Genomic DNA, 12930 nt, shown 5'->3' on the forward strand with positions numbered 1-12930 from the left:
TTTAGTTGGTTAACTCGTCGAGTTTCACTCTATTTCGACGAGATAGGGTTAACACCTCACCACTTTGTAAAATCACTGAATAATCTCCTTTATCATTCGGCCGTAATTCACTTATTGCACTACGACGGACAATAGATGAACGGTGGATTCGCACAAATTCTTGGGGATTAAGCTGTTCTTCTAAAGTCGAAAGTGTTTCTCGATGCAATACATGCTTGCCATCATCAAGATGAATTTCGGCGTAATTTCCCGCCCCAGAAATAAAGGTAATTTGAGCCACATCAATTAAACGAATTCGCCCAGGATCTCGTATTACTAATCTTTCACGATACGCTTTTTGCTGCTCATAAAGTATCTGCTGAATGGCCTCACTCAATTTAGCATAGTCATCTTGTTGCTCACCGGTGATTTTTGCTCTAGCCCGCTCCAGAGCTTTAAAAAAACGTTCATCATCGTAAGGCTTCAAAATGTAATCAATCGCATTGAGCTCGAATGCCTCTACAGCATGCTCATTATAAGCGGTTGCAAAAATAATAACGCTTTCAGGAGGTACATGTTTAGCAACTTGGATACCCGATATTTTTGGCATTTCAATATCTAAAAATACCACGTCAGGTTTAAATTCGCTGACCAGTGAGAGTGCTTGATTGCCATCTTCGGCCTCATAAATATTGCCAATATCTGATTCGTTGGATAATAATACTTTGATAGTTTCCCGAGCCAAATATTCATCGTCTGCGATAAGAACATTAAGCATCTTGTCCTCCTATCGGTATTGCTAATAAGGTTTCGAATAAATCGTTTTCAAGTGGATGCAATTCCAAACGAAATTGTCCATATAATCGAGCTAACCTCTCACGGGTATTGCTAAGGCCAATTCCAAAGCCACAGTGATTATCGTTCCTTGCAACCTTGTTGGTTAACACGACTTTAAGTTCGTTTTCATCTCGACTTATATCTAAATTCAAAAGGTTTCGACTCGACTCTAATTGGGAACCATGCTGCACCGCATTTTCAACTAAAGGATGCAAAAGCATGTTCGGAATAGTCAGCTCGAGACATTCTGGCTGCACATGAATATGGGTATCTAATTTATCTGCAAAGCGCATTTTTTGGATCGCTAAATAACTGTTTATAAAAGCAACTTCGTCTTTGATCTTAATATCATCATGATTTTTAGTTTCGAGTATTTTACGTAACATAATACTCAATTCGGATAGGGCTGTTACTGCATCCTTTTCACGTTTTAAGCGCACTAAGCTGGCAATAGTATTCAATGCATTAAACAAAAAGTGGGGATTCAGCTGAGAACGTAAAGTCCGTAACTGTTCTTGGGTGAGTTCATGATGCAAACGCTTCAATTCAAGACTTTCTTGCACTGCATTATGATAAAAACGCAATGCCATCGCTGCCCCAAGCACTCCTAAATACATAGAAATATCCAATTGTGCATTCTGAGTTATGGTGCGCAGAAAGTAATACGAAAACTCATCCATTGTTCGATCTGTTACGGCGATGATGAGTAGATGCGCCGTGCCCCAATAGATAAATAGAATAAACACCATCCAACTTAAGTGGAAAAAAACTTTAACAGTGGTTGAATGAGATGAGTGACTTGTGTATTGCACTAGCTTAAAGATAATGGCGGTCACGCCTATCCAAATAATAAACCAAGGACTTATCGCGATCCAAAGTTCAGTCCAATTTGGATTTTTTTCATTTTGCTCAAACGCTAAAAATTTAACGTGTGTGTAAAGGGCGTGAACAGCCAACCAAAAGAAGGTGTTGGCAAACCAGAAATAGCGATTAAAAATAAGTTTTGAATGGGCCATTTCAATTATTCTTTATCGTTGGCTTTTTTTTAACATATCGATGTTTTCATAAATAATCCACACATAAAATTGCATTAAAGTGGGTTAACTATTCATCACAACCTGTCCCCACTCGCCCCAAAGCCATCTCAATTAAAACTTTAGAAGTAACCAGCCTAAAGCACAACAAAAATCGTATAAATATAATTTAATCGCTAAATTTCAATAACTTAATTAATTTCCGAGTAATTTATTGGGCGACAATTAAACCTGCACAGCCGCCGTTCATCGAAAGTTCCCCCGCTTCAACACGCAAAACACTCCTTTGGTCACACACTTACAACGCTTGACGGAAACCACCTAGAGCAACTCCGAGATAGCGCATAGCTTATCTCTAGACAAGTGGTTTTTGTCACAAACTAACTATACAAAAAATGTGAGTCCAATTAACCATTGAGACCCATTGGGGAGCTAAAAATGTATATCACCTCAAAACTAGCCAGATCAATTAAGTTGGCACTTTGTGCTAGCTCGATGGCAGCAATTAGTACATCATTTGTTGCCGCTCAAGAAGCTACAGACACGACCGATGTAGAAAAGATTTCAATAACAGGTAGTCGTATTTTGTCACCCGGAGTTGAATCATCCAGTCCTATTTTTTCCTTGGGAGAGGAAGAGATTGGTTATTTACAAACCCCCGAGTTTGAAAAAATAATTCGCTCATTACCCTCTACTATTCCCGCCGATGGTGGCAACGTAAATAATGGCACCGCAGGTGCTGCAACCATAGATTTACGTGGTTTAGGGGCGCAACGTAATTTAGTACTGCTAAATGGAAAACGCATGGTGCCATTTAATTTTAATGGCCAAGTAGATACCGCCAACATTCCTACGGCACTAATTGACAGAATCGATGTAGTCACCGGGGGAGCTTCTGCCGTTTATGGTTCTGACGCCATTTCTGGTGCAGTGAACGTTGTACTGAAGAACAACTTTCAAGGTGTTGCTCTGGATATGAATCACTCGCAAAGTAGCGAAAGTGATGGCGACCAAGACAATATGTCTCTTACCATTGGCGCTAACTTTGATGACAGCCGAGGGAATGCGGTTTTATCAATTAGCTGGATGGAACGGGACTCAGTACTGCTCGGCGATCGTTCCTTAGGATTATTCGGTATTAATTCCAACACAGGTTCCGGTTATCAAGAGTTTCTAAACGGAGATGTAGCCACACCGCCGCCTGCTGGTTGTGGCGGTCCAAACGTTGTGGATTTATCTGGTAGCGGTTCAACTACTGCAATCCCCACTCGATTTGAATTAATAGGAACCGGTGTAAGTGGACAGTTTAGAGAGGACGGTACCCTTGGTTCAAACTGTAGTTTATTCAACTTTAACCCATTTAATTATTATCAAACGCCAGCTCAACGTTATGGCGCAACAGCCCTTGCTAACTATGAAATAAACGATCACATGGAATTCTACTCATCGTTTAACTTCACTAATACCACAGTGGTTCAGCAAGTCGCGCCTTCCGGTACATTTGGTAGCAGTTTCAATTTACCGCTATACAACCCTCTCATTGGCACACAGGCTTTAGACTTTATTCTTGATGGCGCGAATGCCGCTGTAGGTGATGGAACCTTATTAAATGGTGGCAGTTGGAATGATGCTAACAACAATGGAATTGTGGATACAGAGGATTCTCTAACCGTTAGATTACGTAGACGAACCCTAGAATTAGGCCCACGTTCCGAACGCTATGATGCCGAACTTTGGCAAATTAACGCCGGTATTCGTGGTGAACTAGCAGCCGACTGGGATTATGATTTTTCTTATCAATACGGAGAGTCTAATCGCACAACAGTGCGTGACGGCTATACCAATCTTGGTAACATCCAAAATGCATTGGATACCCGTGATGGTGTCACCTGTGCAGTGGGTGGAACTTGTGTTCCTATTAATTTATTTGGCGGCTTTGGCACTATTACAGATGCGGCTTCGGCCTACGCTAGAGCGATTGCTTTACAGCAACAGAAATACGAACAAGAAATTATCTCCCTCGTACTTACCGGCCCAGTAGACTTCATTGAGTTACCCACAGCTGGGGCTCCGCTAGCTATGAGTTTTGGTTTTGAAAACAGGACGGAGACTGGTATTTTGGAGCCGGATGAATGTTTAAAAGAAACCCCAGCTAGCTGTCAAGGTGGAGCTGGAGGTAACTTGCTTCCAATTAAAGGTGGTTTTAAAGTTGATGAATTTTATTTTGAAGGGATTCTACCCGTGTTCGATGGTGCTGCGTTTGCTGAAACCATGGATCTAGAATTCGGTTTTAGGACTTCAGATTTTGATACTATCGGAACTGCAGAATCATGGAAAATAGGATTCAATTGGCGTCCAGTAGGGCCACTGTTATTGCGAGTGATGCAACAAAAAGCCAATAGAGCGCCAAACGTAGGTGAACTGGCTTCCCCTGTCACATCTGGTTTAGATAATGCCGTTATTGATCCCTGCTCGATAGCCAATGCAGGAAATATTGACGCGGCATTAACAGCACTATGTGTCTCAACTGGCATGACTGAAGCGCAAGTAGGCGTGATACCCGACATTATCTCGGGTCAAATCAATACCTTTAACGGCAGTTCACCTAGTAATCCGCCAGGACCAGAAGAAGCAGACACCTTCACTGCTGGTTTCGTGTGGACCCCAGATTTTGATTGGGCCAACGACTTTACATTATCGGTCGATTATTACGACATCGATATTTCTGGGATCATTGGTAATTTTTCCGCGCAGGAAATACTTGATTCATGTTATATCAATGGTGACGCTGGTGAATGTGCCAAAATCAATCGTGTTGGAGGAGACTTAACCGGTTCTGCGGCGGGTGTAAATCAATTCACTACCAATTTGAAGTATCTTCGTGCTGAAGGAATTGAAATTGGATTCAACATGAATTTTGATTTAGAGGAGATGGGCAACATTGCCATCTCAGGTAACATCAATAAATACTTAACCCAGGAGTCACAAAGTTCTGATACTGTCCCCGTACTAGACTGCAAAGGATATTATGGTACCAGTTGTGATCCGCTATCTGATATACGTTGGATTCAGCGCACCACATGGTCATATGATGACTTTACTGTTTCGTTATTATGGAGACATATTAATTCTGTGGATGTAGAGCCAGGTGAGCGTGACTTGCGATTTGAAGCCTTCAGAAAAATTGATTCTTACGATTACTTCGACATATTTGCCAGTTATAGTTTTACTAAATATGCCACCTTTACTTTGGGTATAGATAATATGTTTGACAAGGAACCACCGGTTTTAGGCAATGATATTGGTGACACCAGTTCAAATTCGGGCAACACCTTTCCAAGCAACTATGAAGTTTTGGGTAGAATCTATAAAGCAGGTCTTAAATTTAAGTTTTGATACTGTTATCTAGCCATTAACACAAACCTAAAACGGAGCTTAAATAGCTCCGTTTTTAATTGTCTGTTTTAAGCCTCAAGGCGGTACAGCTTTGCTTTTAATCGATAAATCGAAACCGCGGAATAAGTTTGCCTTCAACATCAACCTCTTCAATGAACATATCCAATGGCCTTACCCATAAATTTCTTTCACCATAAAGTGGACGGTAAACCACTAATTCGGTTTCATCCTCGGAGTGCTTAGCAACCCCAATCACTTCGTAATCATTGCCTTTGTAATGACGATACTTACCTGCTTTTAGCATACTTACCCTTCTCCATTCAATTCCAATACTGTTGCTGATCTAATCCGCCAAGCCTGCCAAGACAGCAAAATTAGATGGCAACAAATAATCATAAAACTAGTTAGCATTAACCCCTTCCAACCTAAAGCAAAGAGTAGTGCACCGGCTCCCAACGCAGCCATGCCTTGAGCACTAAAAACAGCGAATTCATTAATACTCTGAACTTGGAACTTCTGCTCAATAGTATGTGTTTGCGGCAGAAGCACAGTTCCACCTAAGAATAAAAAATTCCAGCCTATACCCAATAAAATGAGAGCGACCCAGTAATTGATCAGTTGACTGTCAATTGAACCAACCGCAATGGTTAACAAGTAGATAATAAGACCCGCCACTATCACCCGATAAACGCCGAGTTTTGCAATCAACAGACCACTGAATATTGAAGGAATGTACATCGCCAGAATATGACTTTGAATTACCCACTTAGCTTGCTCTAAGCTATACAAAGTATTGATATGCATATGCACAGGTGTTGCTGTCATGATAAAGCTCATGAGTGCATAACCTATCACTGACGCAGAGACCGCAATAATGAAAGAAGGCTTAGACAAGACATCACGAATAACAACTTTTTGCTTTCCTGTATGTTGCAGCGGGGTATGGGTCTCTTTAAATAAGCCGAATAACCCTATACAAATCAAACAAAGTACGGCCATTAAAACGAATGAACCAACAAATGGGGTTGCCAATAATTGATTACCAATAGTGGCGAGTTCCGGACCTATGATGGCTGCGGCTAAGCCGCCAAGTAGTACAGTGGATGCAGCTTTAGGGGCACGTTCAAAGGTCACTGACTCCATAGCGGCGAAGCGGATTTGCTGAAACCCAGAAATTGCTATCCCTAACAAAAAAGTAGCCACTAAAAATAATATAAAATGTGCAATATATATACTCAATGCAGCAAGCAATGAGGCACAACAAGCCAATCCAGCAACGGCTAAAAAAACAGGTTTTCGACCTAGCTTTCCCATGCAACGAGTAACGGGTATGACGCCAAAAGCGGTACCTATGATCATCATTGCTACCGGCAACGTGGAAAGACCAACAGAGGGGGCTAAATTCGCTCCAACAAGGCCTCCTACCATTACCATCATCGCTCCCGCACTCATCGCTAAGGCAAGTATAAATGTCAAAATCCAAACATTTCGAGGGAGGGAAAACAAAGTATTAACTACCTAATAGAGTGAAAACGCATACTTGAAAATAACATAGTTTAAAGTGCAACTGTTAAACATCATTTAACTACATTTGCTGCAAACAAGTTAGCGCATTATGGCTATGTTAGGGCTGAATCAAAAGGCAGCACCATTTGCTGAAACCGACTTTTAGTTGGTAAGCCTACATGCAAGCCAACTAAGCGAATTCCACGTTCGGTTTTGCGACTAAAGGCTTCATCAAGCAATTCAACAAAATAGTTTTTATCTAATTCAGAACATCGGTGCTCAACAGTGGTTTGTTGAAAGTCACTAAACTTTAGTTTCACACCTTGAGTTTGAATCTTGTTGTCACTGCGGGCTGTTTTTAATCGTTCTTCCAATTTAGGGTAGAGGGTTTCTAATACTTGCAAACATTGTTCTTTGGTCTGAATATCTTCATGTAATGTGCGCTCAACACCAACGGATTTTCGTTCACGAGATAAACTGAGATCTCGATCGTCTATGCCATTGCTACGCTTCCAAATTATCGGACCAAATTTACCAAAGATCTTAATTAACTGCTCAATGGGATAAGTGCGCACATCATTGCAGGTGTATAAGCCTAAATTATGCAACTTCTGCACAGTCACTTTACCCACTCCAGGAATTTTCCCAAGGGGGAGCTTTTTAACAAAGTCATCTAATTTGTCTGGCGTGATCACGCATATGCCATTTGGCTTGTTTTCATCACTGGCAATTTTTGCCACAAACTTTATAGGTGCAACGCCAGCAGAGGCTGTTAACCCCGTTTCGTTCACTATTGCTTTACGTATATCCTCTGCTATTAAAGTAGCACTGCCAGAGAATAGCGTGGAATCAGACACATCTAAATAGGCTTCGTCCAATGAAAGGGGTTCTATTTTGTCGGTGTATCGCTCGAAAATAGCGCGTATTTGTTTGGAAATCTGTCCATATAGTTCCATACGACCTGGCACCATAACAAGGTTAGGACAGAGTTTAAGCGCATGTGCCGTAGCCATCGCAGAACGTATACCAAATTTGCGAGCGGGATAGTTACAAGTTGAAATAACACCTCGCTTGTCAGATCGACCTCCGATAGCAATAGGTACATTTTGTAACGCAGGATTATCACGCATTTCTACTGCTGCATAAAAGCAATCCATATCGATATGAATAATTTTGCGCATAACCTCAACCAAAACCATTAAACTGTTTTTTTATACAGTAATGGTAAATTCAGGTCAAGTCATTTGAATGCAGGAAGTTCAGGCTCTAGTGATTTCATTTGCGCATATATAGGTTTGGCAATTTTTTTGAAGCCCGACTCTGTAGGATGAATTTCATTCAGCCAATCTGTTTTATTACCAGGTCGCAAAATTCCTTGGGTATCCACAACAATGAGCTTATTCAAATGTTCCGGACGACTTGCTAACGCTTGAAGTCGCGTTTTTAGCGTACCTAAAAGAATTTCGACTATCGGCAAATGTAACTCTAGTGGTATATTTTTTTCTATTAAATAAGGATAAATCCAAGGTTTTGTCTTTATCAGCCCCCAAAAAAACTCAGCGCCGTCTTTACTCGGTTTGGCAATATCGTAAGTATGGGTAATGATAGTTGCTTGAGGATTATACTCGTCACGTAAATCAATTAACTGGTCATAAGCCAACATGATTGCATCCATTTTGCGGTTAAAGCGTGAAGCATGAATGCAGTCCTGAGCGCTAAATCCTTCTTCGTATTGGTTCAAAATCATTGGCATGTCACGTTTACCGACAATATCGTTGCCGCCGCCAGAGAATAAAATCAACTTCACGTATTGAGCACTCTGTTGCAAGACTGAAGATAGGTCTGCTTTTTGCTGACCTGACATCATATTAACCGCTTCATCGCCATTACTTGCCAGCCTAAGTAAGTTGACTTTATCTGTTCTAGAAACCACATTCTCAATATGATGGATAACGTTAATATCGCCACCAAATGCAACCCACTTCTTAGGGTATGCAAACCAAGAATCGCCTTCTGTGATGATGCCAATTCTATCAGGGTGTTTTTTGCAAATATGTAAAAAATCAGTTCGTAAACTGGTGATTCCGGTATGCGCTGCTATGCGTCTGCGACGTTCTATTGGGGTTTCTTTAGGCATTTTCTTTCCCTGCTTAGCTTTTTACTAAGTGTAGTAAAAGTAATTTATTTTGCAGTATATTATCTTGCAACCAGCTGGGAAATAGCGGAAAAACGGTTTAAGTTTTGGTAGGTACAAGGTTGTAATAAAACTTACAACCTTGTGATAATTTTCATCTCAGAATTTATAAAATTTGGTTCTGTTTCCATTCGGCCAGTTTTTTCTGGCGTATTTCTTCTTTTTCTAAGCGCGCTTTTTTGCGGTCACACGGTTCTGGACAGTCACAAGCTTTTGCAATACCTAGCGCACCTAAACCTCCACAACTTCCTGCAATTGTTTTTTGCTGGAATATGTAACCTACTGCCATGGCTAGCACCACAACGAGAAAAAACACAAAGGCTAAAATAAATGTACTCACACTATATCCTAACTATTTTAATTTAAATTACTGCTCAGTTGCAGCGTTAATATATTCGTCAAACTTTCCGGTAGTATACGCTTTAAAGCTACCTTTTTCTCGCGTAATTAACATCACGTCTAGGTTATGTTCTTTCGCAACTCGCAGTGCATCGTCTTTCCCCAATACATTTAAAGCCGTCGCTAAACCATCTGCAGTCATAGAAGAAGGATGAACAACAGTTACCGCAACCAAGTTATGCTGAATAGGGTAGCCAGTTCTGGGATCAATCAAGTGGGAGTAACGAATGCCATCTTGTTCGAAGTAATTACGGTAGTCTCCCGACGTTGCCACCGCGTTATTCCCAATTGTGAGGATTGACTGTACAGCGCGTTCGTTATTGACTGGCTTTTCAACCGCAATACGCCAACCTGAACCATTGCTCTTTACACCGGCCACGCGCATCTCGCCACCAATTTCTACCAAATAGTTTTTGTAACCGTAAGACTCCAATAATTCAGCTACAGCATCTACACCATAACCTTTTGCAATGGTCGACAAATCCACGTACAAGTCAGGCTGCAGTTTAATTAGATAGTTATCTTGGATAACCAACTTGTTCAGGCCAATTTGTTCTTTAAGCGAATCGATTGTCTGCTGTGAAGGAATTTTTTCTGGTCGGGCTTCAGGTCCAAAGCCCCACAAATTAACTAGAGGTCCTATGGTTACATCCAGTACGCCCAGACTGACTTCCCCTAGCCTTTTCGCTTCCTTTAATACTGTAAGTGTAGCTGGCGACATTTTAAAGGGTTCAGAGCTAAGTTGTTGATTAAAGCGGGACAACTCGGAGTTAGGATCGTAGGTTGACATTAACTTATTGATATCGACCAACAGGTCATCAATTTTTTGCTGTAATTCTTCCGGTGGCAAACCCACATCCGCAAGAACTTTCACATTGTAGCTAGTCCCCATAGTCGCACCTGACAAATGGATTTCGCCAGCACTTTTAGGAGTATTCCAAACAACCAGTATTACCACTAAAACACATAATAGTAGGCCGAGGGATTTCACTTTATTCATACAACAAGCTCATTTAATAACACTAATGCTCACAAAAAAAAGGGACATAAATGTCCCTCTTTACAACTTTCCATTTAGATATTAGCCACCGAAGTCATCTAACATGATGTTTTCGTCTTCAACGCCTAATTCTTTAAGCATATTGATGACTGCAGCATTCATCATAGGAGGCCCACACATGTAGAACTCACAATCTTCCGGCGCTGGATGATCTTTCAAATAGTTTTCCAACAATACGTTGTGGATAAATCCAGTATCACCTTCCCAATTGTCTTCTGGTTGAGGGTCAGACAAGGCAACGTGCCATTTAAAGTTTTCGTTTTCTGCTTGAAGCATATCAAAATCTTCAACATAAAACATTTCACGTAGCGAACGAGCACCATACCAAAAGGTAATTTTACGGTCAGTCTTAAGTCGACGCAATTGGTCAAAAATATGAGAACGCATTGGCGCCATACCTGCACCACCACCCACAAAGACCATTTCAGCTTGTGTGTCTTTAGCGAAGAATTCACCAAATGGACCAGAAATAGTGGCTTTATCGCCTTCTTTCAAACTCCAAATATAAGAAGACATTTTACCCGCAGGCAAGCTTAGATTGTTCGGTGGAGGCGTAGCAATACGCACATTCAGCATGATTATCCCTTCTTCTTCTGGGTAATTAGCCATTGAATATGCACGTATAGTTTCTTCGTCTACTTTAGATTCGATATTAAAGAAACCGAAACGTTCCCAATCAGGCTTGTACTCGTCAGGAATGTCGTAATCTTTGTATTTAACGTGATGAGGTGGAGCTTCAATTTGAATATAACCACCGGCACGGAAAGGAACACTTTCACCATCTGGCACAGCCAATTTAAGTTCTTTGATGAAGGTTGCTTTGTTATCGTTAGAAATAACTTCGCAATCCCATTTTTTGATCCCAAAGACTTCTTCTGGTAATTCAATATCCATGTCTTGTTTAATCGCAACTTGACAAGATAGACGGCAACCTTCTTTCGCTTCACGTTTACTTATGTGATCCAGTTCAGTAGGCAAAATCTCGCCACCACCAGATTTAATATCAACACGGCATTGGCCACACGAGCCACCACCGCCACACGCAGATGATACGAAAATACCTGAATCAGCCAAAGCGCCAAGCAACTTGCCGCCAGGTGAAGCCGTAATGGCTTTATCAGGGTCGCCATTGATAGTGATAGTCACGTCGCCTGATGGTACAAGCTTAGACTTTGCGAACATGATGATAAGTACGAGTGCCAATACAATGGCAATAAACATACCTACACCAAGGTAAATTTCATTTGGATTCATTTACAAATACTCCTTAGTGTCTTCGCTTAAAGGGCTACGCCAGTGAACGACTGGAAACCCAATGCCATAAGACCTGCAATCATAAACACAGAGCCTAATCCACGTATGCCTTCAGGCATATCAGCATATTTTAATTTTTCACGTACTGCCGCTAGTAGGGTAATCGCGATTGCCCAACCTGCACCACTACCGATACCGTAAACCACACTTTCAGTGAAGTTATATTCACGTTGTACGGCGAAAGCTACACCACCAAAGATGGCGCAGTTAACGGTAATTAGCGGTAAGAAAATACCTAACGCGTTATATAGCGCTGGGAAAAACTTATCCAAACTCATTTCTAGAATCTGAACTAATGCTGCGATAACACCGATAAAGGTTAAGAAGTTTAAGAAACTCAAATCTGCATCAGGGAAACCAGCCCAAGCAAGTGCGCCAGGAGCAAGAATGTTTACGTAAATTACTTGGTTTACAGGTACTGAAATACCCAACACCACGATAACCGCAACACCAAGTCCCATAGCAGTTTTTACTTTTTTAGATACTGCTAAGAAAGTACACATACCTAAGAACAATGACAATGCCATGTTTTCAATGAAGACAGACTTAACAAAAAGGCTTAAATAATGTTCCATGTCTTACTCCTTAGGTTCGACTTGTTCAGGACGAATGGTACGAATAAACCAAATTAATCCACCGATCAAAATGAAAGAACTGAAAGGTAGAATTAATAGACCATTACCTTGATACCAGCCACCATTTTGTACTAGCGGTAAAATTGGGAAACCGAGAATGGTACCAAAACCAAACAATTCTTTAATTGTACCGATAATAATAAGTACTAAAGAATAGCCTAAGCCATTTCCAATACCGTCAAGGAAGCTCATGAAAGGTGGACTCTTCATTGCGTAGGCTTCTGCACGCCCCATTACGATACAGTTAGTAATAATCAAACCAACAAATACCGATAATTCTTTAGCAATATCGTACGCGACCGCCTTTAGGATTTGGTCAACAACGATTACCAAAGATGCAATGATTGTCATTTGAATAATAATCCGAACGCTAGAAGGTATCTGCTTACGAATTAGAGAGATAAATAAATTAGAAAATGCCGTTACTGAGGTCAGAGCTAAAGCCATAACCAATGCAGTTTCTAATTTAGTAGTAATAGCAAGTGCAGAACAAACACCTAACACTTGCAATGCGATGGGGTTGTTGTCCAGAATGGGTCCGAACAGCACCTTTTTCATTTCTTTAGTTTCAGCCAT

12 protein-coding genes are annotated in these 12930 nt (G+C 41.0%); 1 reads left to right on the forward strand and 11 read right to left on the reverse strand.

Features of this window, described 5'->3' with window-relative positions; all coding sequences use genetic code 11:
• Window position 1: 1 nt before the first annotated feature.
• Complete coding sequence (locus VUI23_RS17995) at window positions 2–757, reverse strand: LytTR family DNA-binding domain-containing protein (protein ID WP_342805263.1); 756 nt, start codon at window positions 755–757, stop codon at window positions 2–4.
• Entirely contained in the window at window positions 750–1832 is a 1083-nt protein-coding gene (locus VUI23_RS18000; RefSeq protein WP_342805265.1) for a histidine kinase, read from the reverse strand. The genes VUI23_RS17995 and VUI23_RS18000 overlap by 8 nt, the downstream gene beginning before the upstream one ends.
• Window positions 1833–2288: 456 nt before the next feature.
• Here VUI23_RS18000 and VUI23_RS18005 point away from each other — a divergent pair, with 456 nt between their 5' ends.
• Window positions 2289–5246 (forward strand): TonB-dependent receptor, encoded by a 2958-nt coding sequence (locus VUI23_RS18005; protein WP_342805267.1) that lies wholly within the window; start codon window positions 2289–2291, stop codon window positions 5244–5246.
• A gap of 97 nt (window positions 5247–5343) precedes the next feature.
• Here VUI23_RS18005 and VUI23_RS18010 read toward each other — a convergent pair whose 3' ends face one another.
• The 9 genes from VUI23_RS18010 to VUI23_RS18050 all read right to left on the reverse strand — a co-directional run bounded on the left by VUI23_RS18010 (window position 5344) and on the right by VUI23_RS18050 (window position 12930).
• Entirely contained in the window at window positions 5344–5550 is a 207-nt protein-coding gene (locus VUI23_RS18010; RefSeq protein WP_303499177.1) for a DUF1653 domain-containing protein, read from the reverse strand.
• Between the two features lie 2 nt (window positions 5551–5552).
• On the reverse strand, window positions 5553–6722 hold the full coding sequence (locus VUI23_RS18015) for an MFS transporter (RefSeq protein WP_252729251.1): 1170 nt from the start codon (window positions 6720–6722) through the stop codon (window positions 5553–5555).
• Between the two features lie 143 nt (window positions 6723–6865).
• Window positions 6866–7933: a DNA polymerase IV gene (gene dinB / locus VUI23_RS18020; RefSeq protein WP_342805269.1), complete on the reverse strand. Its 1068-nt coding sequence runs from the start codon at window positions 7931–7933 to the stop codon at window positions 6866–6868.
• A 59-nt stretch (window positions 7934–7992) separates the two neighbouring features.
• Window positions 7993–8889: a hypothetical protein gene (locus VUI23_RS18025; RefSeq protein WP_216048949.1), complete on the reverse strand. Its 897-nt coding sequence runs from the start codon at window positions 8887–8889 to the stop codon at window positions 7993–7995.
• A gap of 163 nt (window positions 8890–9052) precedes the next feature.
• Window positions 9053–9286 (reverse strand): (Na+)-NQR maturation NqrM, encoded by a 234-nt coding sequence (gene nqrM / locus VUI23_RS18030; RefSeq protein WP_216048950.1) that lies wholly within the window; start codon window positions 9284–9286, stop codon window positions 9053–9055.
• 27 nt (window positions 9287–9313) lie between these two features.
• Window positions 9314–10345 (reverse strand): FAD:protein FMN transferase, encoded by a 1032-nt coding sequence (locus VUI23_RS18035; RefSeq protein ID WP_303499172.1) that lies wholly within the window; start codon window positions 10343–10345, stop codon window positions 9314–9316.
• Between the two features lie 81 nt (window positions 10346–10426).
• Window positions 10427–11659: an NADH:ubiquinone reductase (Na(+)-transporting) subunit F gene (nqrF, locus tag VUI23_RS18040; protein ID WP_216048952.1), complete on the reverse strand. Its 1233-nt coding sequence runs from the start codon at window positions 11657–11659 to the stop codon at window positions 10427–10429.
• A 26-nt stretch (window positions 11660–11685) separates the two neighbouring features.
• Window positions 11686–12294, reverse strand: coding sequence for an NADH:ubiquinone reductase (Na(+)-transporting) subunit E (nqrE, locus tag VUI23_RS18045; protein WP_216048953.1), 609 nt, complete (start codon window positions 12292–12294; stop codon window positions 11686–11688).
• Between the two features lie 3 nt (window positions 12295–12297).
• Window positions 12298–12930 (reverse strand): NADH:ubiquinone reductase (Na(+)-transporting) subunit D, encoded by a 633-nt coding sequence (locus VUI23_RS18050; protein WP_216048954.1) that lies wholly within the window; start codon window positions 12928–12930, stop codon window positions 12298–12300.

This window comes from Alteromonas sp. M12 (genome assembly GCF_037478005.1).
Lineage (GTDB): Bacteria > Pseudomonadota > Gammaproteobacteria > Enterobacterales > Alteromonadaceae > Aliiglaciecola > Aliiglaciecola lipolytica_A.